17 protein-coding genes are annotated in these 22,679 nt (G+C 60.5%); 10 read left to right on the plus strand and 7 right to left on the minus strand.

Annotated features, from left to right (window positions below; translation table 11 throughout):
* Positions 1-7 precede the first annotated feature (7 nt).
* The 5 genes from AC1DWZ_RS08835 to AC1DWZ_RS08855 form a co-directional block, all read right to left on the minus strand.
* Positions 8-910 (minus strand): ABC transporter permease, encoded by a 903-nt coding sequence (locus tag AC1DWZ_RS08835; RefSeq protein ID WP_477168512.1) that lies wholly within the window; start codon positions 908-910, stop codon positions 8-10.
* 12 nt (positions 911-922) lie between these two features.
* On the minus strand, positions 923-1,945 hold the full coding sequence (locus tag AC1DWZ_RS08840; protein ID WP_477168513.1) for an ABC transporter permease: 1,023 nt from the start codon (positions 1,943-1,945) through the stop codon (positions 923-925).
* A gap of 132 nt (positions 1,946-2,077) precedes the next feature.
* A complete protein-coding gene (locus AC1DWZ_RS08845) occupies positions 2,078-3,640 on the minus strand; it encodes an ABC transporter substrate-binding protein (protein WP_477168514.1) in 1,563 nt (520 codons plus the stop codon).
* Positions 3,641-3,918: 278 nt separating this feature from the next.
* Positions 3,919-4,623 carry an alanyl-tRNA editing protein gene (locus AC1DWZ_RS08850; protein WP_477168515.1) on the minus strand — a complete coding sequence of 235 codons (705 nt, stop codon included), beginning with the start codon at positions 4,621-4,623 and terminating at the stop codon, positions 3,919-3,921.
* Between the two features lie 19 nt (positions 4,624-4,642).
* Complete coding sequence (locus AC1DWZ_RS08855) at positions 4,643-5,650, minus strand: arginase family protein (protein WP_477168516.1); 1,008 nt, start codon at positions 5,648-5,650, stop codon at positions 4,643-4,645.
* A 250-nt stretch (positions 5,651-5,900) separates the two neighbouring features.
* Here AC1DWZ_RS08855 and AC1DWZ_RS08860 point away from each other — a divergent pair, with 250 nt between their 5' ends.
* A complete protein-coding gene (locus tag AC1DWZ_RS08860; RefSeq protein ID WP_477168517.1) occupies positions 5,901-6,614 on the plus strand; it encodes a substrate-binding periplasmic protein in 714 nt (237 codons plus the stop codon).
* Here the strand turns inward: AC1DWZ_RS08860 and rimO are convergent, their stop codons facing one another.
* Positions 6,615-7,943, minus strand: a complete 1,329-nt coding sequence (gene rimO / locus AC1DWZ_RS08865) for a 30S ribosomal protein S12 methylthiotransferase RimO (RefSeq protein ID WP_477168518.1) — start codon at positions 7,941-7,943, stop codon at positions 6,615-6,617. It abuts the gene before it with no gap.
* Between the two features lie 878 nt (positions 7,944-8,821).
* Here rimO and hisD point away from each other — a divergent pair.
* From hisD to AC1DWZ_RS08890, 5 genes are all read left to right on the plus strand, one after another.
* On the plus strand, positions 8,822-10,177 hold the full coding sequence (gene hisD, locus AC1DWZ_RS08870; RefSeq protein WP_477168519.1) for a histidinol dehydrogenase: 1,356 nt from the start codon (positions 8,822-8,824) through the stop codon (positions 10,175-10,177).
* A 4-nt stretch (positions 10,178-10,181) separates the two neighbouring features.
* Entirely contained in the window at positions 10,182-11,822 is a 1,641-nt protein-coding gene (locus AC1DWZ_RS08875; protein WP_477168520.1) for an alpha-D-glucose phosphate-specific phosphoglucomutase, read from the plus strand.
* A complete protein-coding gene (gene pgi / locus AC1DWZ_RS08880; RefSeq protein ID WP_477168521.1) occupies positions 11,819-13,465 on the plus strand; it encodes a glucose-6-phosphate isomerase in 1,647 nt (548 codons plus the stop codon). Before AC1DWZ_RS08875 ends, pgi begins: the two co-directional genes overlap by 4 nt.
* Before the next feature lie 76 nt (positions 13,466-13,541).
* The gene (locus AC1DWZ_RS08885) at positions 13,542-13,856 is read left to right on the plus strand and encodes a N,N-dimethylformamidase alpha subunit family protein (RefSeq protein WP_477168522.1); all 315 of its coding nucleotides are present in this window, start codon (positions 13,542-13,544) and stop codon (positions 13,854-13,856) included.
* A gap of 65 nt (positions 13,857-13,921) precedes the next feature.
* Positions 13,922-16,129, plus strand: a complete 2,208-nt coding sequence (locus AC1DWZ_RS08890) for a N,N-dimethylformamidase beta subunit family domain-containing protein (RefSeq protein ID WP_477168523.1) — start codon at positions 13,922-13,924, stop codon at positions 16,127-16,129.
* A gap of 134 nt (positions 16,130-16,263) precedes the next feature.
* On the opposite strand, the gene AC1DWZ_RS08895 is transcribed toward AC1DWZ_RS08890, so the two are convergent.
* On the minus strand, positions 16,264-17,826 hold the full coding sequence (locus AC1DWZ_RS08895) for an alkaline phosphatase family protein (RefSeq protein WP_477168524.1): 1,563 nt from the start codon (positions 17,824-17,826) through the stop codon (positions 16,264-16,266).
* Between the two features lie 443 nt (positions 17,827-18,269).
* Here AC1DWZ_RS08895 and AC1DWZ_RS08900 point away from each other — a divergent pair, with 443 nt between their 5' ends.
* From AC1DWZ_RS08900 to AC1DWZ_RS08915, 4 genes are all read left to right on the plus strand, one after another.
* Positions 18,270-19,457: an ABC transporter substrate-binding protein gene (locus tag AC1DWZ_RS08900; protein WP_477168525.1), complete on the plus strand. Its 1,188-nt coding sequence runs from the start codon at positions 18,270-18,272 to the stop codon at positions 19,455-19,457.
* A gap of 250 nt (positions 19,458-19,707) precedes the next feature.
* Positions 19,708-20,820 carry an ABC transporter substrate-binding protein gene (locus tag AC1DWZ_RS08905; RefSeq protein WP_477168526.1) on the plus strand — a complete coding sequence of 371 codons (1,113 nt, stop codon included), beginning with the start codon at positions 19,708-19,710 and terminating at the stop codon, positions 20,818-20,820.
* 145 nt (positions 20,821-20,965) lie between these two features.
* Positions 20,966-21,871, plus strand: coding sequence for an ABC transporter permease (locus AC1DWZ_RS08910; RefSeq protein ID WP_477168527.1), 906 nt, complete (start codon positions 20,966-20,968; stop codon positions 21,869-21,871).
* Positions 21,868-22,653, plus strand: a complete 786-nt coding sequence (locus AC1DWZ_RS08915) for an ABC transporter permease (protein ID WP_477168528.1) — start codon at positions 21,868-21,870, stop codon at positions 22,651-22,653. The genes AC1DWZ_RS08910 and AC1DWZ_RS08915 overlap by 4 nt, the downstream gene beginning before the upstream one ends.
* Positions 22,654-22,679 lie beyond the last annotated feature (26 nt).

Here is a 22,679-nt window from a genome sequence, read left to right on the forward strand (position 1 = left end):
AGCCATCTCACTTACCGCGCGGGTCGAGGACGTCGCGCAAACCGTCGCCGATGAGGTTGAAGCCGAGGCTGACAATGCAGATGGCGATGCCGGGATAGGTGCACACCCACCATTGTTCGAGAATCTGCGAGCGGCCTTCCGCCACCATCGAGCCCCATTCCGGTTGCGGCGGTGCCACGCCAAGGCCCAGGAAGCCGAGGCCGGCGGCGGTCAGAATGATGCCTGCCATGTCGAGCGAGACGCGCACGATGAGCGAGGGGATGCACATCGGCATGATGTGCCCAAAGAGGATACGCAGGGACCCGGCGCCGGTCATGCGGGCAGCAGCGACATAATCGCTGTTACGCACGGTCAGCGTTTCGGCGCGGGCGATGCGTGCATAGGGCGGCCAGGAGGTGAGGGCAATTGCAAGGACTGCATTCTCCACGCCCGCGCCCAGAGCCGCCGCAAAGGCGAGGGCCAGGATCAGCTTCGGGTAAGCGAGGAAGGCGTCCGTGAGGCGCATCAGGGTCGTTTCAACCCAGCCGCCGACATAACCTGCGGTCGTGCCGATCAGCAGGCCGATCGGCGCCGCCGTGATCGCGACCAATCCGACAATGTAGAGTGTCGTACGTGCGCCAAAGACGATGCGACTGAAGATATCGCGCCCCACTTCGTCGGTACCAAGAAGATACTCCGAACTCGGGGGCAACAGTCGAAGCAGGTCGTCGCCCGAAAGGGGGTCGTGGGGCGATATCCAGGGCGCAAAGACCGCCATCACCACCAGCAGAACGAGGATGATAAGGCCCAGCATCGCCAGTGGATTCCGGGCGAAGGTGAGCCAGCCCAGATAGAAGCGGCCCATGCGTGCCTGGAAGCGGGAATCCGGTGTGTCGCTGAGGAGCCAGGAGCGGAGGGCAGTAGAGGTCATTTCGCCCCTCCTTTATTTTGCACGTGGATCGAGCAGCCGGTAGGCCACGTCGGTCAGCACGTTGATGATGATGAAGACCGCGCCCACGACGATGGTACCTCCCATGACGGCCGGCATGTCCTGGCCGAAGATGGCATCAGTGATGTAAAGGCCAAGGCCACGCCAGGCAAAGACAGCCTCGGTGAGGACGGAGCCCTCCAGGAGGTTGCCGTAGGAAAGAGCGACGACCGTAATGAGCGGCACCAGCACGTTACCCATGGCGTGCTTCCAGATGATGCGCGTTTCGGACACACCTTTGACCCGGGCCGTGAGGATATATTCTTGGGATAGCTGCCCCAGCATCAGGGAGCGCGTCATGCGGCTGATATAGGCGAGGCTGTAGTAACCCAAGAGGCTTGCCGGCAAGATGAGATGCCCCAGCGCATTCCTGAAGAGATCCATGTCGCCGGCGATCAGCGTGTCGACGGTCATGAGGCCTGTCACGGGTGTCACCATTTCCTCATAACCGAAATCGAGGCGCCCTGGTCCGGGCAGCCAGTCGAGCTTGGCGTAAAAGACGAGGAGGCCCATGAGGCCTAGCCAGAAGATCGGCACCGAATAGCCGACCAGGCCGAAGAAGCGCACCAGATGATCGACCATGGTGTCCTTACGCACCGCGGCCAGCACGCCGAGCGGGATGCCGAGGATGATACCGATGATGGTGCCAAGCGTCGCCAGTTCCAGCGTCGCGGGGAAGACGGTCATCAATTCCTGGGCGATGGGCTGGCTGGTGCGGATCGATTGACCGAGATCACCTTGGACCACATGGGAAATATAGATCCAGAACTGCACCAGAATCGGCTGATTGAGGCCCATTTCTTCGCGCACGCGCGCGACATATTCATCGGTCGCGTGGTCGCCAACGATGGCAAGAACGGGGTCGGCCGGCAGCATGCGGCTGATGATGAAGGTCACCAGCAGCAACCCGAAAAGGGTGGTGGCGATCGAGGTAAAGGTGCGCAAGGCGCCCTTCAGGCGTCGCGATTTCAACAGCATGGGAAATTTCTGAAAACGGGCGACAGCAAGCGGCCGCAGGGGAAAGAAACCACCCCGGGCTTGCGCCCGGGGTGGTGCAGGTGACGGCCATCTACATGGCCCGTCGAAATCAGATCCCGCATCAGCGGTATCTTATTCCTTCACGACATTCGCATAGAGATTGGAATCGAAGGTCGGTCCGATGACGAAGCCCTTCACATTGGTCTGCAGCGCCGCATTCTCGACCTGCTGGAACATGATGATATAGGGGCTGTTCTCCAGGGCGTATTTCTGGAGGTCCATATACATCTGGGCACGCTTGCCGCTGTCCTTCTCGTCGCGGGCGGCGAGAACGGCGGTCTTGTTCTCTTCGAGCTGCCACACGTTGCGCTTGGCGAGCGGGGCCATCAGATAGCCTTCGGCGTTGGAATGCGGATCCTGATAATCCGACCCCCACTGGCCGATATAGATGTCATGCTCGCTGGCACGGTACTTGGTCAGTGTGGTCTTGTTATCAGCAATCTTGATGATGATGTTGATGCCGGCCTTGGCCATGGTGTTCTGGATCGAGGCCGACAGAACCCGGGTCTCGGTCTTGTTGGTGGTGTCCATGGTCACGTTGAAGCCGTCGGGCAGGCCGGCCTTGGCCAGCAGTTCTTTGGCTTTGGCGAGGTTGAAGGTGAACGGCGTTTCGTTGTCAGCGCCGAGCTGGCCTTCCGGCAGGATGGTCTGGTGCTTGATGCCGATGCCGCTGAACGAGGTCTTGGCAATGCCGTCATAGTCGACCAGGTACTTCATCGCCTGGCGCACTTCGGGCTTGGCGAGGTTCGGGTTCTTGGTGTTGAGGCCCATGTACCAGAGCGTCGCCTTCGGCGTTGCCTGGATGGCGACATTCTTGTCCGTGGCAATGGCCTTCAACTGGTCGCCGGTCAGGTTGCGCGCGATATCGACGTCACCCTTTTGCAGCAGTAGCTGCTGAGTGGCGCTTTCGGTCACGTTCTTCGCCAGCACGCGCTTGATCTTCGGCGCGCCGCCCCAATAGCCTTCATTGGCTTCGAGAACCAGCGATTCGTTGGGCTTCCAGCTCTTGAAAAAGAACGGGCCGGAACCGGCGTAATTGGTGCGCAGCCATTCATAGCCCAGATCGCCATTGGCTTCGTGGGACATGACTTCCTTTTTGTCGACGATGGACGACGTGTAAGAAAGGCAGTTCAGGAAGAAGCTGGGGGCATAGGCAGCGTCGAGCTCGACTTCGACAGTCGAGGCATCCTTCACACGAACCTTATCCTTGACGTTCTCCTTGGTCAGGCCGAACTGCGTCAGGATAAAGGCCGGGTTTTTGTCGAGCAGCACATAGCGCTCAAACGAAAACTCGACATCTTCGGCGGTCATCTCATTGCCGGAGACGAATTTGATGCCGGGGCGGATCTTGAAGGTGAAAACCTTGCCGTCGTCGGACACCGACCAGCTCTCTGCGGCCTGTAGCTTCAGTTCGCCGGGCTTGGCGAGATCCAGCACGATCAGGCGGTCATAGGTGTTGGCCATGTATTCCGAGCTCGAGAACTCGTAGATTTCGGCCGGGTCCAGCGAAATAATGTCGTCGAACACCCAGGCCATGACCAGCGTGTCCTTGGGGGTCTTGGCCTCAGCGGCAACAAAGCCACTGGCCATAACAAGGGCAAGACCGGCGACGCCGGCCTTAAGAAGCATATTCATCGAAAGCCTCCTGGTTGGTGATCTCAAATTGTTTTTGCATCCCCGCCATGACCCCAAACCCGCGTAACCTATGGAGACCATGGCAAATGTGTTCGCTAGGCTATACCGCGATCACAAATCTGCAATGAAATTCTGACCAACAGGGCAAGGCCGGACACGATCTTTTCTTGCCCAGGACCCGCCGCCGCCGGTGATTGCCGGAATCCTGGGCAAGGTTGCCCAGAGTTTGATCGGAAGAGTTTGATCGGAAGGCGGGGTGCCGATCGAAAGCGGATCGCTTAGGCAACTGCCTCCAGCAAGATTTCAATCCGTTCCTTGCCCTTGCCGATGTTGCGGCGCTTGAGGGTGAGCGGCCCGACCTCGCCGGTGCGCTTCAGATGCGTGCCGCCGCAGGGAACCGGGTCGAAGCCCGGCACCTGCCAGTAACGACGCCCGGCGGCCTGATCGCTGAAGGCGCTGGTGATGGGCAGGTCGGCTTCGATGACAGCAGTGGCGCTGGCCAGCAGCCTTGGCAGTTCGGGGGTCACCGGTGCTGCACGCGCGAAATCGATGCGCGCCTTGTCGGCAGCGATATGGGCGCCGATCTTTTCGATCGGGCCCAGATCGCGATAGACGATCTCCAGCACGATCTCGGCAGCAAAATGGAGGCGCATCAGGCGATAGCGGCGCTCCCAATCGATATCAACGCTGACCTCTTCGCCGGCCCGCAGGCTATGATCCGGCGCCAAGGTATAGATGATATCGGCGCCATCCTTGCGCGCATCCAGCACGGGATGGCCGCCGATCGCGCCGGCATCGCTCTCCTGCCCGCCGGAAAAAGCATAGAAGATCGTCTCGGCCAAGGTCACCGCATCACCCGCAACGGTGGTGACTCTTGTGTCGAGACGTGTGAGGTAAGGATCTTCCCAGAAAATCTTGCGCAGCATGGTCATCTCATGAAGGGCAACCAGCAGCATTGTCGGTGCCACCGGATTGGCAATCAAGGGGTGTCCCGAAACAATATTACCCCTTCTTGGCCTGCTCCATACGATCGGCGATCAGCGCCACCATTTCGAACATGATCGCCATCGCATTCATGGCGGTGATGTTGTTGGGATTGTCCTTGGTGGGAATCATGCACACGATGTCGCCGCCGATGATGTTCATGCCCCGAAGGCCATGGAAGATCTTGACGATCTGCGAGGCGCGCAGCCCTTCATGCAGCGGCTCCAGGTTGGAGACGGCCGGTGCATCGGCGGGGTCGAGCACGTCGAGATCGAAGGTAATGTAGAGCGGCATGTCGCCGACACGTTCGCGGATGATCTCAATGGTCTTTTCGATGCCGATTTCAAAGAATTCCTCGGCCGGGATGAGGCGGTAGCCGAGCTTGCTAAAATTGAGGTCGGCACGCGGGCGGATCGGGTTGCCACGCATGCCGAGCTGCACGCTGTGGGCGGGATCGACATGCTGCTCGGCGACCGTATAGGCGGCCCAATGTGCTGCCGACCGCTCGGCACCCAGCCAATGCGGGATGTGTTCGTAATCGTCACGATGGGCGTCGAAATGGAGGAGTGCGCATTTGCGCCCCCCGGTGAGGTTGGCATCCTTGCCAGCCAGCGCCTTCAGAATGGGGCCAGTGATGGCATGATCGCCGCCGATCGAGACTGGCCGTGTGCCGGCGCGGTCGAGGCGCTTATAGAAACCTTCGATATCCTTGACGCAGATATCATTGACCATGGCGTGGGGCAGCGGCACGTCGCCCAGATCATTGATGCGGGCGGATTCCCACGGCACGATGCCGTATTTCTGATGGCCGCGGCGGTACCAGCCGGACACGTTGCGCACGGCGCGCGGCGCCAGATGCTGATCGCGTTCCGTCGACCCATTGCCGGAGGAGTGCGGGACGCCAACCAGGGCGATGTCGCAATTGGCCGGATTCTCGTCAAATTTGCATTTGAAGAAAGTCTGGATGCCCCACCAGTACCAGGGCTCCATCTCGGCCTTCTTGCGTTGGAATTCAGCTTCGTCCATCTCGTCCCCCTCGATCGGCAGAATCTAGCGCCGCGCCTCGGCTGTCAGCAACCTAACGACGGCAGTAGTGGCTGACAATGAGGGGCATGGTCCTTCAGCCTGTTTGAAACCAGCCTGCTGCGCTAAACTGCGCGTCGAACATGAGGAGCAGCCCATCGCAATGCGATTATATTTGATAAGAAGGACCCTGAATTCGGGCAGCGTCAGCGCTCCATGCATAAGTCTTTTGGCGGCGGGAATTCTTCTTGTGGTGATGACAGGGTTGGCGCAAGCGCAGGACGCCATCCGCTTTGCGACGCTGGAATGGCCGCCCTATGTCTCCTCGCATCTGCCGGAATCCGGCATGACGGCGAAGATCCTCCGCGATATCGCCAAGGAGCATGGCAGCGACGCGCGCTTTGCCTTTCTGCCCTGGGTGCGTGCCATGCGCTATGGCCAGGAAGATCCGAACTATGCCGGTTATTTCCCGGCCTATTGGACTGAAGAACGCGCCAAGACCTGCAGTTTCAGCGATCCTATCGGCATCAGTGAAGTGGGCTTCGTGCAGCGCAAGGAAGCACCGGCACACTGGGACAAGCTCAGCGATCTTGCCGACCGGACGATCGGCGTCGTCAACGGCTATGCCAACGGCGCGGAGTTCGACCAATTGGTGGCCGGCGGAATCCTGCACACCGAAGGGGCGACCGAGGATCTCGACAACCTCCGCAAGGTGGCGGTCGGCCATCTCTCACTGGCGGTGATCGACCACGCGGTGATGGAATATTATGCTGCGACTGATGTCGTCGTGCTGCCGCGGCGTGACCAGATTGAATTCAATGTGAAGCCACTTATCGAAATGACCGTGCATGTCTGCTTCAAGAAGAACGCAGAGGGTGCTGCCTTCAAGCGGCTGTTCGACGCGGGCCTCCAGAAAATCGAATTGCCCAAGACCCAGCGCGACTATCTCAACGGTCTGGCTGAGTGATCAGCTGACCAGGCTGCCCCACAGATCGTAATCCTCGGCGCGGTCGATCTTCACCTTGACCATGTCGCCGGCTTTGAGGCGCTTCTTGCCGAGGTTGCCGACGAATACCTGGCCGTCGATCTCCGGCGCATCTGCTGAGGACCGGCCGATCGCCTGCACCTTGTCGGCTTCGTCGATGAGCACGTCCATGGTCTTGCCGACTTTGCGCTGCATGCGCTTTTCGCTGATGACGCGCTGGGTTTCCATGAAGCGATCCCAGCGATCATGCTTCTCATCCTCATCGACCGGCTCGAGCCCGAGATCGTTGGCCTTGGCGCCGTCGACCGGCTCGTATTTAAAGCAGCCGACCCGGTCCAGTTCAGCTTCTTCCAGCCAATCCAGCATGAAGTCGAAATCGGCTTCGGTCTCGCCGGGGAAGCCGACGATGAAGGTCGAGCGGATGGTGAGGTCGGGGCAGATGTCGCGCCACTTCTTGATCCGGTCCAGCACCTTTTCCTGATGTGCCGGGCGCTTCATCGCCTTCAAGATATGGGGGCTGGCATGTTGGAACGGGATGTCGAGATAGGGCAGCACCACGCCGTCGGCCATCAGCGGAATGACGTCGTCGACATGCGGATAGGGATAGACGTAATGGAGGCGCGTCCAGGCACCCAGCGACCCCAGCTCGCGGGCGAGGTCGAGGAACTTCGCCTTGACCATGCGGCCCTGATACTTGCTCTCGGCATATTTGATATCGACGCCGTAGGCACTGGTGTCCTGGCTGATGACCAGCAATTCCTTGACGCCGGATTTGACCAGATTCTCGGCCTCGATCAGCACTTCACGCGCCGGGCGTGAGGCGAGATCGCCGCGCAGCGCCGGGATGATGCAGAAGGTGCAGCGGTTGTTGCAGCCTTCGGAGATCTTCAAATAGGCATAGTGGCGCGGCGTCAGCTTGAGCCCGGCCGGCGGCACCAAATCATAGAACGGGTCGTGCTTGGGCGCGATCACGTCATGGACCGCATTGACCACGGTCTCATATTGCTGCGGACCGGTGATGGAGAGCACCTTGGGATGCTGCTGGCGGATGAGATCGGGGGTGGCGCCCAGGCAACCAGTGACGATCACCTTGCCGTTCTCGTGCAAGGCCTCGCCGATTGCATCCAGACTTTCGGTGCGGGCGGAATCGAGGAAGCCGCAGGTGTTGACGATGACGACATCGGCCCCGGCATAGGAATCGGAGATATCATACCCTTCGGCCCGCAACTGGGTGAGGATGCGCTCGGAATCCACCAATGCCTTGGGGCAGCCCAGGCTGACGATGCCGACGCGCGGCTGGCTCTTGCTCATGGAACGCGGTCCTGAAATTCCTGGGGGATCAGCGCGCCTGAACCCGCGCCCATGTCCTGGGCATCGGGGGTCAAATTGGGGCCGCGCGGGCACTTTGCCCATCCACCGTTCGGGCTTCACCTAGCGGTATTTTCCCCAGGCCGCAAGATATCTCCTAAGTATTTGTATAAAATGGGGAATTTTAGGTCACAGCCTTGTCACGCACGTCACCGGCTTGTCGGCAGCGGCGCGACGCCCGCCGATCTACCTTAACGACAGATTAACGCGGCTGCTGCGGCCCGTTGGGCCGTGGCGCGTTTTTGTGGGCGCCTTTTGTGGATATGGGGGGAATATGACCTTCTCAATGACGATCGCGGCGGTGACCCTGGTGATGTGGGTTATTTGCCTGGGGTTGGCGCCGGCCTGGATCGGCCCCTTCAACCGCTCTCGCGGCACCAAGCTGCACGTCTTCTTGCAGAGGTCGCGGCTCTTGCGGTCGCGTCTGCACCCGCAGCCGACATTCTCTCTGACTGTCTGATCTTTTCTCCCAGCCTGTTGTTTTTGACCCCGAGCCTGTCTTTTAAATCTGCGTATTGCCAGACCTAACTGACGACCTGACCACGAGTTCGACTGACGTTGCAAAACTGGTCGACCGATTTTGGTGAACCCCCACGGACCTACCCCCCGAAAGGGAACCCCTGCCGAAATCGGTCCAAACGCCCAGCCGCCTCCTCTTTGCGGTTGGGCGTTTTTTTGCCTGGATTGCTGATTTTTGGGGCAAATGCGCCGGATACATTCATTTTGCTGCACTGCATTGCTTTCAGGGTGGAAAGCCAATACATCCCTTGGCTAAGCTGTTTTTCCCAGCACCTTTCCTTGAATAGCCGGACCCGCCCGACATGACCGCCCCCCAGCACAAGACCGACCGTACGGTGCGCCTTTACGACCTTGCCAGCATGGATAGTGCTGCCCGCGCCCGGCTGATGGTCCGGTCGGAGGAGGACCTGCAGGGTTTTGTCGACGCGGTGAGGCCGATTGTGGCCGACGTCGCGGCGGCGGGGGATGCCGCCCTCATCCGCTGCGCCCAACGATTTGACGGGGCACCTCAAGACTTTGCGCAAATCCTGACGCCGCCAGAGGATTTCGCCTGGGCGGAGGCTCATGTCTCGGCTGAGGTGATGGCAGCCCTGAAGTTCGCCGCCGACAATATCCGCCGCTTCCACCAGGCGCAGATGCCCGAGGAAATGTGGCTGAAGGAAATGCAGCCCGGGGTCTTTGCCGGCGAACGCTGGTCGCCCATTGATTCCGTTGCCTGCTATGTGCCGCGCGGCAAGGGGTCATTTCCCTCGGTCGCCCTGATGACCGCGATCCCGGCCGTGGTCGCCGGCGTGACGCGCGTGGTCATGCTGACGCCGCCCGGTCCCGATGGCCGTGCCGATGCCGCAACCTTGATCGCGGCCAAGCTTGCCGGCGTTTCGGAAGTTTACCGCGTGGGCGGTGCCCAAGCCGTGGCCGCTGCCGCCTACGGCACACAGAGCGTGCCGCGCTGCCTCAAGATCGTGGGGCCAGGCAGCCCCTATCTCATTGCCGCCAAGAAATTGCTGGCCGACCGGATCGATCCCGGCATGTTGGCAGGTCCGTCCGAGGCGCTGGTGCTGGCGGATGACACGGCCGACGGTCGGCTTGCTGCCCTTGACCTGCTGGTCGAGGTCGAGCATGGGCCGGATTCATCGGGTTTCCTGGTGACGCCATCGCGCGCGGTCGCCGAGATAGCGATGAAAGCCATTCCAGGTTTCTTCGGCAAGATGAGCGAGACGCGGATCGATTACACGATGACGGTGTTGTCATCGGAGCGGGGCGGCATCGTGCTTACCCCGGATATTCAAAGCGCCTATGATTTCGTCAACGACTACGCTCCCGAACATCTGATGATCCATGCCAAGGAGCCCTATGCCCATCTTGGGCATATCCGCAATGCGGGCGAAATCCTGCTGGGCGAGAACAGTTCCAACACGCTCGCGAACTTCGTCATCGGCCCCAACAATGTGCTGCCCACCAGCGGCTGGGCCAAGACCATGTCGCCTTTGTCGGTCTTTGACTACATGAAGCGCGCGACCGTGGCGCATGTGACGCCCGTTGGCTATGCGAGCCTCGCCGGTGCCGCCGAAGTGCTGGCGCGCTACGAAGGGTTCGACGCGCATGCCAATGCCGTCTCGGAAACGCGCGCTGAAATTATGGCTTCACGAAAAGGATGAATTGATGGCGCCGACCGTCCAGCACGTTTCCTGCCCAGCTTTTAAAGACCAGCGGCCCGGTACGTCGGGTCTGCGCAAGAAGGTGAAGCGGTTCGCTGAACCGCATTATCTGGCAACTTTCGTGCAGGCGATCTTCGATGGTGTCGGCGATCTCAGAGGGACAACCATCGCGCTGGGTGGTGACGGCCGCTATTTCAATCGCGAAGCCAGCGCCATCATCCTGCGCCTGGCGGCGGCTCATGGCATTGCCAAAGTGTTGGTGGGCAAGGGCGGTATTCTCTCGACGCCTGCGGTCAGCAACCTCATCCGCCAGCGCGGGCTGAAAGGCGGCATCGTCCTGTCGGCCAGCCATAATCCCGGCGGCCCGGATGGCGATTTCGGCATCAAATACAATGTCGCCAATGGTGGTCCGGCGCCAGAAGCGCTGACCGAAGCCATCTTCGCACGGTCGCAAAAACTCACCGGCTACGACATTCTGGATGATGCTGCCGGCAGCATCGATCTCGACCGCGTGGGCGGGCAATCGCTTGGCGGCATGGCGGTCGAAATCGTCGATCCCGTGGCCGACTATGCTGCCCTGATGGAGCGCCTGTTCGATTTCCAGCGCATGCGCGGATGGTTGAAGAGCAACCGCATCCTGTTCGACGCCATGCATGCGGTGACCGGCCCCTATGCCGAGGAAATCCTGCTGAAGCGCCTGGGAGCGCCGGCTGCATCCTTGCTGAACTTCGTGCCCAAGACCGATTTCGGCAATCATCATCCGGATCCCAACCCTGCGCACGCCGAAGAGTTGATGGCGCGGATGTGGGCTGCCGATGCGCCGGCATTGGGTGCAGCCTCCGACGGTGATGGCGACCGGAACATGATCGTGGGCGCAAAGCTTGCGGTGACGCCCAGCGACAGCCTTGCGGTCCTCGCTGCCAATGCGACGTTGATCCCGGGTTATGCCCAGGGCATCAAGGGTGTTGCACGCTCCATGCCGACCAGCCGGGCCGCCGACGCGGTCGCAGCGGAACTGGGCATCGAGAGTTTCGAGACACCGACCGGCTGGAAATTCTTCGGCAACCTGCTGGACGCCGGCCGGGTAACGCTGTGCGGCGAGGAAAGCTACGGCACCGGCTCCGATCACGTGCGCGAAAAAGACGGGCTGTGGGCTGTCCTCTTCTGGCTCGACCTGCTGGCGGCAACCGGCAAATCGGTGCCGGCAATCATGGATGCCCATTGGCGCCGCTTTGGCCGGCACTATTACTCGCGCCATGATTACGAGGCCGTCGATAGCGACCGCGCCAACGAGATCGTCAACACCCTGCGCCAGCGTCTTCCTGATCTGCAAGGCCGCGCGCACAATGGCAGGCGCATCGAGCTTGCCGATGATTTCCGCTATCAGGACCCGATTGATGGATCGATCAGCGAACGCCAGGGTGTGCGCCTGGTCTTCGCCGACGGTGGCCGCCTGGTATTGCGCTTGTCGGGCACCGGCACGGAGGGCGCCACCCTGCGCCTCTATATCGAACGCTTCGAGCCGCGCACGGGTGTCCTTGACCTGGAGCCCCAGACGGCACTGGCCGATCTCATCAGCCTTGCCGAAGAACTGATCGGCATCAAACGCCTGTCAGGCCGTACTCAACCGGATGTGGTGACATGACAAATCCAACGCAATTGCCTGCCTGGAAGGCACTCAAGGACCATCATGCGAAGCTGAACGGCATCAGCCTGGCGCAGCTTTTTGCCAGTGATCATGCGCGCTTCAAGAATTTTTCGGCGCGCTTCGGCGATATCGTGCTCGATTATTCGAAGAACGGTGTCACCGATGTGACCATGGGCTTGCTGCTCGGCCTTGCCAACGAGGCCAATCTCGCGTCGGCGCGCCAGCAACTGTTCGATGGCGCACGTATCAATAATACCGAAGAGCGCCCGGCCCTGCATATGGCGCTGCGCGCCCCTGCTGCCTATGACGGTTCGGGCTTGAAATTTGCGATCGACGGCAAGGATGTGTCACCGCTGGTCGAACAGGAACTCGACGCCCTCTGCGATTTCGCCGATGAGGTCCGCCATGGCGCATTCAAGGGGGCAACCGGCAAGCGCATCCGTCACATCGTCAATATCGGGATTGGCGGGTCGGACCTTGGTCCCGCCTTGATCGTCGATGCGCTGCGGCCGGATATCGGTGGCAAGTTCCAGCTCGATTTCGTCTCCAATGTCGACGGCGCGCATCTGGATCAGGTTCTCTCCCGGGCTGATCCCGAAAAGACGCTTTTCATCATTGCCTCGAAGACCTTCACGACCGCGGAAACCATGGCCAATGCGCGCGCGGCGCGAAAGTGGCTGGCGGATAAGATTGGCGTCGCGGCGGTGGACCGGCATTTCGTCGCTGTCTCGACAAATATCGCTGCGGTGCAGCAATTCGGCATCGACCCCAAGCGCATGTTCCGTTTCTGGGACTGGGTCGGCGGCCGCTATTCGCTTTGGTCGGCCATCGGCCTTTCCATCATCCTCGCCGTGGGGCCGCACAAATTCCGCGACCTGCTGGCGGGGGCAGCTGCCATGGACCGCCATTTCCTCGAAGCGCCAGCCGCCGAAAATCTTCCAATCATCCTTGGCTTGCTGCAGGTCTGGCACCGCAATTTCTGCGGCATGGGGGCACAAGCGATCCTGCCCTATGCACAGGATCTGTGGCGCCTGCCGGCCTATCTCCAGCAATTGGAAATGGAGAGCAACGGCAAGTCGGTGACCCGCGAGGGCGTGCCTGTTACCTGGAACACATCGCCGGTGATCTGGGGTCAGGCAGGCACCAACGGCCAGCATGCCTTCCATCAGATGCTGCATCAAGGGTCGGAGGCTGTACCCTGCGATTTCATTCTGGTGGCCCGCGACCGCTCGGCTTTCCCCGATCAGCATCACATGCTGGTGGCCAATGGTCTCGCGCAATCGGCAGCCCTCGCTTTCGGCAAGTCGGGCGACGCCGTTGCCAAGGAAATGCAGGCTGCCGGTCGCGACGCCGCGTCGGTCGCCAAACTCACGCCGCATCGCACCTTTCCGGGTAACCGGCCGTCAACCACGATCCTGCTGCCAGTGCTCGATGCCTATCATGTGGGTGCCCTCGTGGCGCTTTACGAACACAAGGTCTTCGTTGCGGCCACGATCTGGGGCATCAATCCATTCGATCAATGGGGTGTCGAGCTCGGCAAAGAGATGGCCAATGCGCTCCTTGCCGGCAAAGGCGGCCCGGCCGATTCCTCGACAGAGGGGCTCATGGCTCTATATGATGGCTTCGCTCATCGGAAATAGGCCAGATGAGTAGAACGGCACGCCGCGCTGGGCGGGATTGGTCCAGTCGGTGTTTGGGATGGGGGTTCCATAAGCCATGATTAAGATCGATCCGGCGAGCGCGCACAGTGCAGAGCTTGCCTCGCAATTCAAAGCAGCACCTTTTGGTCCGTACAGCGCCGATCTGCAGAAGCTGCTGCAATTGCTGCGCTGGGGCTTTGCTCGCGGCCGTACCATCATCATCTGCACCAAGCCTTACCAGGAATGGCGCCTCGGCCGCATGGGGCCGCAACGCGGCATGAAGGTCGAGATCAGCGACACGGATGTGTTCAGCGATTACGGCGCTGCGGCCTGGGCCTGCTTCCGCGCGCGCTGGCAGGAAGTCGTTGGCCAGCCCTGCCCCGTAAAGTAGGCCCTGGGCCAAGTGTTTCCTGGTTTTAGTGATTCATCAGTTCATCTGACGAGACAGCAAATATCATGAGTGAACGTATCCTCGGTTATACCGACCGCCTGAGCGCCGTGCCTGGCGACGCGGTCAATTTCAAGGTCAGCGCGCCCTTGCCCGGAAAGTTCAAGGCGCGGCTCATTCGCCTCATTTGTGGCGACGATTCGCCCGATGGCCCTGGCTTCAAGGCGAAGAACATCGATAGCGAGATCGACGGCACCTATCCAGCACGCCAGCAGCCCATCATGGCTGGCTCCTATATCTGGGTGACCGCCCGTCAGCCTTTCGATCTCCTCAATTTCACCGTGCAGGCAATGATCTGGCCGACCTTGCCGGGTAACGGCAAGCCGCAGGCGATCCTCGGCAATTACGACGCTGCCAGCCAGTCGGGCTATGCGCTCTATATTGACGAGGCAGGCTGCCTTGCCTTCCGCGCCGGCAGCAACGCGCCGGTTTCGACCGGCGTCAAGCTGCTCGGCCGCCACTGGTACGAAGTCTACGCCATCTTCGATTCCGGCACCGGCCGCGTTACCATCGGCCAGAACATGATGCTTACCTATCACGGTAGCCCAAATGCGGTCAGCCAGACTGAGATGCTGACCGAGTCCTTTGGTGAGGGCGGCCGGTTCCTGATCAGCGCCTGGAACAACGACAAATTCCCGGCAGCCCATTTCAACGGCAAGATCGACAGTCCCCGGGTCTCCTCCCGTGCCTTGAAGCCGGCCGAAGTCGAACGCCTGCGCGAATTGCCGCTGGATGTCGACCTTGCGCAATATGTCGTTGCGGCCTGGGATTTTTCGCGCGGCATGTCGACGGTCAAGGTGACCGACGTCTCCGGCAATCGCTATCATGGCCGTGCCATCAACCTGCCAACCCGGGCCATGACCGGCTGGAACTGGGATTCCTCGGACTTCAACTGGCAGTCGAAGCCTGATCATTACGGCGCCATCCATTTCCACGATGATGATCTCTACGATTGCGGCTGGCGCACCGATTTCACACTGACGGTGCCCGACGATCTCAAATCAGGCGTCTATTGCGCTCATATCTGGCAGAAAAGCGCAGATGGCGGGAAGATCGAGGATTATGTCCCTTTCTTCGTGCGTCCGGTGCGCGGGACAGCGACGGCGCCCCTGGCCTTCCTGGTGCCGACGGCGAGTTATCTTGCCTATGCCAACCAGCAGATGGTGTCGAGCTGGTGGTTCGACGAACTCGCCAGCGGCAAGTTCGCCACCATGAACGCGGTCGACCAGTATCTCGAGGAGCATGAGACTTTCGGCCTCTCGGTCTATGACGAACATAATGACGGCAGCGGTGTCTGCTATTCCTCGCATCTGCGGCCCATCCTCAACATGCGGCCGAAGACCGATCTGTGGCAGTTCAACGCCGACACGCATCTCATCGACTGGCTGGAGAAGAAGAAGATCCCCTATGACGTCATCACCGATGACGATCTTCATGCCGAAGGTGTCGAGTGCCTGCGGCCCTATCGCTGCGTCATGACTGGCACGCATCCCGAATATTATTCCAAGGCGATGCTGGACGCGCTGCAGGCTTTCACCAACGGCGGCGGCCGGCTGATGTATATGGGCGCCAACGGTTTCTATTGGCGCATCGCTTATCATGCCGGCATGCCGGGTGTGATCGAGCACCGCCGCGCCGAAGACGGTATGCGCGCCTGGTTCTCGGAATCCGGCGAGTATTTCATGAGCTTCACCGGCGAAATGTCGGGCCTGTGGGCCCGGAATGGCCGCCCGCCCAACATGCTGGTCGGCAATGCCTTCGCCGCACAGGGCTTCGTTGAAGCCGTCCCTTATCACCGCACGCCGGAAAGCCAGGATGTGCGCGTCGGCTTCATGTTCGAAGGGATTGGGGCCGATGAGGTGATTGGTGATTTCGGCACAGTGGGTGGCGGTGCCGCCGGCTGGGAAATCGATCGCGCCGATGCACGCCTTGGCACCCCGCCCCATGCGCTGATCGTTGCGGCGGCCACGGATTTCCCCGACACCTATCATTGGGTGAACGAGGAAATGAACCACACTCATTCGGCCGTCAACGGCGACACCAACCCGCGCATCCGCTGCGACATGATGTTTTTCGAAACGCCCAATGGCGGCGCCGTCTTCTCGACCGGCTCGATCTCCTATGGCGGATCGCTGGCGCATGATGGCTACAAGAACAATGTCAGCCGCTTGACTGAGAATGTCGTGAAGCGGTTCGTCGATCCGACACCGTTCTGAGAAGAGCCCCCGCCCAACCCTCCCCCTAAAGGGAGAGGGCTTTTGGATCGAGACAGATAGTTCAATCTCGCTTTACTCTTCCCCCTCTCTGTTTTGGGGGAGGGCCTGGGCGGGGGTGGTTCAGCCTGGATCTCTCACGCTCGCTTCCTGCCGCGGTCTTCAACCCCGTTCGGGCCATTGTGGAGATCGCTCAGCACATGCTCCTGATGCTTCAGGCGCCAGGAGAGCATCTTCTGCGCCATTTCCAGCATGATGCCGGCGTGTTGCGGGTCCTTTGAAAGATCGTTCATCTCATCGGGATCGTTCTCCAGATCGAACAGCAGCGGTGGCAGGGCGGCAAAATGCACATATTTCCAGCGCCGGCCGCGCAGGATCGCCATCTGGCACTCATGGGTCTCGATACCGAAGGCGCGTTCCGCGTCGATGCCACCATAGGGACCGGAGCGGAAGTCCAATTCCATATGCGCCTCCTCCCGCCAGCGGGCAGGCGCTTCGCCGGTGAGGAAGCCGGTGAGGGAGCGGCCATCGCACTGTGCCGGCACCTCGGCACCCAGCCAATCAAGAATGGTCGGCATGACGTCGACTGATTCCGTAAATGCATCGACCATGGTGCCGCGTGTGCCATCGGCGAGGTCGCGCGGATCGCGGATGATCAGCGGAATGAAGAAGCTCTGGTCGAAATAGGTTTCCTTGCCCCAGCAGTAATGGTCGCCGCCCATCTCGCCATGGTCGCAGGTGAAGATGATCAGCGTGTGGTCGTATTCGCCGGTGGCCTTGAGATGCGCCACGATGCGGCCGACTGCATCGTCGACCTCGTTCATCATGCCGTAATAGCAAGCCCGCATCTGGCGAAGTTCCAGATCCGGCATGGTCACCAGATTGTTGGGGTTGTGTTCTTCATAGGAATTCGGCTTGCCGAATTTCTCGATCAGGGTCTTGAGGTGAGGGTGCTGCTTGGCTTCTTCCTCCGGCGTCATCTTGCGCTTGGGGAAGGGGACCTCGGCTGGGTCGTAGATCGCATTATAGGGTTCGGGTGTGATCACTGGCGGGTGCGGGCGCAGGAACACACAATGCAGGAACCAATCGTCGTGGCGGCGGTCGCCCAGCCAGTCGATGACCCGGTTGGCCATGAAATTGGTGTCGCTATCTTCGGCCGAGAACAGGGTCGGGATGTAGCGATGGCCGCGGTCTGCCGGCTTCTTGAAACCGGGCTTGGGCTGATAGACGTCGTGGCGCCCCTCGAATTTATAGCCCTTGGACTTAAGGTCGTTCATCCAGGCGGCCATATATTCCGGGAAGAGAAGGGTCGGCTTGTAGCCGGGGAGCGGCCCTTCATAGGTCTTAAGTGCCGGATCGCTGGGATGGCGGCCGCGCGGATCGGCGCTGGTATCTGTGTAGCCAAGCAGCGTAGGGTCGAGCCCGATCTTGCGTGCCTCCAAGGCCACGTTGGTGTGCCTCGCATCCAGCGGCGTGCCGTTCCGGCCGGACCGGTGGTTCATCAGATAGAGACCTGTATTCAGGCTGGCACGGGCCGGACCACAGGGTGCCACGACCGTATAATGCCGCTTGAACAGCACCGAATCGGCGATGAGAGCGTCAAGATGCGGTGTTTTAACGGTCGGATGGCCTAAAGCCGACAAGCACTCACCGCGCCATTGGTCGGCGGAAATGAACAGGACTTTGCGCGGCGCGGTCATGAAGGGCCTTCCTCTATCAGGGCTGCAGCAGGACGAATCGGGCGGCATCCTAGACCCGCCGCCGCTTGGCCGCCAAGTCGCGTTAGGAATTGGTTGCCTGTCGCGCTGCGCCGCAAAATCGATCTGGCGCTCTCTCCGTGATTTGATTTGGGGCGTTTCATGAAACTGTCATGGCTCGCATGCTTTAAGCAGAGCGACCGGTTCCGGTCGCAGCGCGGCACTTTCTGGCGTGTGACCGCGACGCGGCTGCGCACAGGTACAACACGTTGGCAACAGGCCGATCGGGCCGCCTAACCTTGACAAAGATGGGTGGCGCAATCACACTGATTGGCTGTCAAGTGACGTGTTTGTTAATTTTCTACAATCAAAAAACTCGCCTCCCCGCTATGTCGATGGTTTGACATGTCGGTGATCTGGCGAAACAACTCCGCAAAGGTATTCTCATGAAGAAAGCGCTTATCGTCATCGCGATTATCGCGGCTGCCGCCATTGCGTATTACGTGGTGCAGAACAAAAAGCCGGCTGAACAAGCCGCTGCCCCTGCCGCCACGGAAGCCGCGCCGGCAACGAATGCCGTAGCCACCGCGCCCGCGGCGCCGGCTGCCAATCTCGATGCACTCATCGCCGCCGCCAAGGCGGAAGGCGAACTCACCACGATCGCGCTGCCCCATGATTGGTGCGGTTACGGCGGTCTCATCGAAGGCTTCAAGGCAAAGTACGGCCTGAAGATCAACGAGCTCAACCCGGATGCGGGTTCGGGCGACGAGATCGAGGCGATCAAGGCTAACAAAGACAATAAGGGCCCGCAGGCACCAGACGTGGTCGATGTCGGCCTCTCCTTCGGTCCGTCCTCGAAGGCTGAAGGTCTCATTCAGCCGTACAAGGTCGCAACCTGGGATTCGATCCCCGACAGCGCCAAGGATGCCGACGGTCACTGGTATGGTGACTATTACGGCGTTCTCTCCTTCGAAGTGAATGCCGATATCGTCAAGAACGTGCCCAAGGATTGGGCCGATCTTCTGAAGCCGGAATATGCCAACTCAGTGGCCCTTGCTGGCGATCCGCGCGCTTCGAACGCCGCCATCATTGGCGTTCATGGTGCTGGCATGTCGACCGGCGCTGCTGCCGGCCAGGCTGCTGGTGATGCTGGTCTGAAGTTCTTCGCCGACCTCAACAAGGCTGGCAACTTCGTGCCGGTCATCGGCAAGGCTGCCAGCCTCGCCCAGGGTTCGACCCCGATCATCGTCCGCTGGGACTATCTGGCGCTCGCCGATCGTGACACCTTGAAGGACAACCCCAAGGTTGCCGTCGTTGTGCCGACCAGCACCGTTCTTGCCGGTGTCTACGTGCAGGCGATCAGCGCCTACGCGCCGCACCCGAACGCTGCCAAGCTGTGGATGGAATATCTCTATTCCGACGAAGGCCAGCTCGGTTGGCTGAAGGGCTATTGCCACCCGATCCGCTTCAACGACATGGTGAAGCGTGGTGTGGTGCCGCAGGATCTCCTCGACAAGTTGCCGCCGGCTGATTCCTACGCCAAGGCGATCTTCCCGACGCTCGACGAGCAGAGTGCCGCGAAGGAAGTGATCACCAAGCAGTGGGATACGGTCGTCGGCGCCAACGTTCAGTAAACGCTGCCACGATTGATCTGACAGGCCGCGCCGGCATCTGAGCAATTGCCCCGCGCGCCTTTCCGACCTCCCGCTTGTTGCGTCGCAAAACTGACATGCCGGTCTCATGAAACCGTCATCGACGCTGTGGTCTAAGCCTCACCGCGGGCTGTGAAGGTTGCCGTAAATTGGTTGCGCGTCATGTGCAATCGGCCCGGCGAACCGTCGCGCAGAACCTGCTTGGCACTCCAATGGACCTCGGGAGAAATTTATGACATCCGCTACGCGCACCGCTGCGCTATCGCTCGCGACTCTCATGTCGACGACCGCGCTCATGACCAGCTTCGCCACCGCCGGCTCGATTGACGATTTGGTCAAGGCCGCGCAGGCCGAAGGCGAACTCACCACGATCGCGCTGCCCCATGATTGGTGTGGCTACGGCGATCTCATCGCGGGCTTCAAGGCGAAATACGGCCTGAAGGTCAACGAGCTCAATCCCGATGCCGGTTCCGGCGACGAGATCGAGGCGATCAAGGCKAACAAAGACAATAAGGGCCCACAATCGCCCGACGTCATCGATGTGGGTCTCTCCTTCGGCCCGTCCTCGAAGGCCGAAGGCCTTATCCAGCCGTACAAGGTCTCGACCTGGGATTCGATCCCCGACAGTGCCAAGGATGCCGATGGTCACTGGTACGGCGACTATTACGGCGTGCTGTCCTTCGAAGTGAACAGCGATATCGTCAAGAACGTGCCCAAGAGCTGGGCTGACCTGATGAAGCCGGAATATGCCAATTCGGTCGCCCTCTCGGGGGATCCGCGCACCTCGAACGCCTCGATCATCTCGGTCCATGGCGCCGGCATGTCGACCGGCGCCAAGGCCGGCGAAGCGGCCGGTGAAGCTGGTCTCAAATTCTTTGCCGAGCTCAACAAGATCGGCAATTTCGTGCCCGTGAGCGCCAAGGCGAACAGCCTCGCGCAGGGCTCGACCCCGATCATCGTGCGCTGGGACTATCTGGCTCTCGCCGACCGCGACACGTTGAAAGGCAACCCGCCGGTCGATGTGATTGTGCCGGAAGGCGATGTCGTGGCTGGCGTTTACGTCCAGGCGATCAGCGCCTACGCGCCGCATCCCAATGCTGCCAAGCTGTGGATGGAATATCTTTATTCGGACGAAGGCCAGATCGGCTGGCTCAAGGGCTATTGCCATCCGATCCGATTCAACGATCTGGTGAAGAATGGCAAGGTGCCGCAGGACCTCCTGGCGAAGCTGCCGCCGGCCGATGCCTACGCCCGTGCCGTCTTTCCGACGCTTGACGAGCAGGCGGCCGCCAAGGAAGTCATCACCAAGAATTGGGATGCCGTCGTCGGCGCCAACGTCCAGTAAAGATTAAATAGTTAAGGCCGTGCCAGCGTCGGATTTTGGTTTCCCGGACGCTGGCGCGGCCCTTGTTTTCAGAGTATAGGCTTCATCTAGGGTCGTTCGGGGGAGCGTACTTGCCCGCACGCGCACTTTGGCCACATCGGGGAAAATGGCACAGTCTCAAGAAACAATACCGGCGCCGGCAGCTGCTGCGTCTCGGGCGCAGTTTGCCCAATCTGCCTGGGCCTGGGTGGGGGTGGCACCCTTCCTGATTTTCGCCCTCATGTTCCTCATTCTGCCGACCCTTTACCTGATCGTCGGTGGCTTCCAGGACCCGGAAGGCAATTTCACCTTCCAGAACATCATCGACCTGTTCAATCCGTCGATCCTCAGCGCCTATTGGATCAGCATCAAGGTCAGCAGCGCGTCGGCGATCGTCGGTGCGGTCATCGGCTTTGGCCTCGCCTACGCCGTTGTCATGGGTGGGCTGCCCGCCTGGATCCGCCCGACCCTGATGACCTTCTCCGGTGTTGCCTCGAATTTTGCCGGCCTGCCGCTCGCCTTTGCCTTCCTGGCCACGCTGGGCCGTACCGGTCTGGTGACTGTCCTGCTGATACAATTATTCGATTTCAACATCTATTCGACCGGCTTCAACCTCCTGAGCTTCTGGGGCCTGACGCTCACCTATCTCTATTTCCAGATCCCGCTCATGGTGCTCATCCTGACCCCGGCCCTCGACGGGCTGAAGCGGGAATGGCGCGAGGCGTCGGAGATCCTGGGGGCGAGTGCACTCCAATATTGGCTGCATGTCGCCTTTCCGATCCTGTGGCCGAGTGTGTTGGGTTGCACCCTGCTGTTGTTTGCCAATGCGTTCGGTGCCATCGCCACGGCCTATGCGCTCACCGGCAGCTCGCTCAACATCATTACCATCCTGCTCTATGCGCAGATCCGCGGCGATGTGCTGCATAACCCCAATCTCGGCTACGCGCTGGCGCTGGGGATGATCTTCATTACCGGGCTCACCAACGGGGCCTATATCTGGCTGCGCGGTCGCAGCGAAAGGTGGCTGCGATGAAGCAATCCCGTCTCGGATCCTGGATCGCCCTCATCATCGGCACGCTCTATTTCGTCGTGCCGCTGGCCGGGACCTTTGAATTCTCACTGCGCATGCGGCGCGGCGAATACAGTCTCGATGCCTATCGCTCGGTCTTTGCCGATTCGGCGTTCCAGGAATCCTTTCTCTATTCGACGCTGCTGGCCCTGGCCACGATCGTCGTTGGGGTCCTGCTTGTGGTGCCGACGGCCTATTGGGTGCAGCTGCGATTGCGCAAGCTGCGGCCGCTCATCGAATTCATCACGCTGCTGCCGCTGGTCATTCCGGCCATCGTCATCGTGTTCGGCTATCTGCGGCTCTATAACAGCTCGTCCTTCCTGCCCCTCACCGCGGAGATCTGGTCAACCAACGTGTTGCTGACCTTCTCCTATGTCACGCTGGCGCTGCCCTACATGTACCGCGCAGTCGATACGGGGTTGCGCGCCATCGATGTGCGCACGCTGACCGAAGCTGCGGAAAATCTCGGTGCCGGATGGGCCACGATCCTGTTCAAGGTGATCCTGCCCAATGTGCGCACCGCGATCCTCTCTGGTGCCTTCCTGACCTTTGCCATCGTGATCGGCGAGTTCACCATGGCGAGCCTCCTCAACCGGCCGGCCTTCGGTCCCTATCTGCAGCTTATCGGCGCCAACCGCGCCTACGAACCGTCGGCCTTGGCGGTGATGGCCTTCGTCCTTACTTGGGCGTGCATGGGGCTCATCAATGTCTTTGGCCGCGCCAAACAGATCAAACACGCGCCGTGACCGGCGCTTGTATCAAGAGGGTATGA

This window comes from Dongia sp. P2_B8 (genome assembly GCF_056404715.1).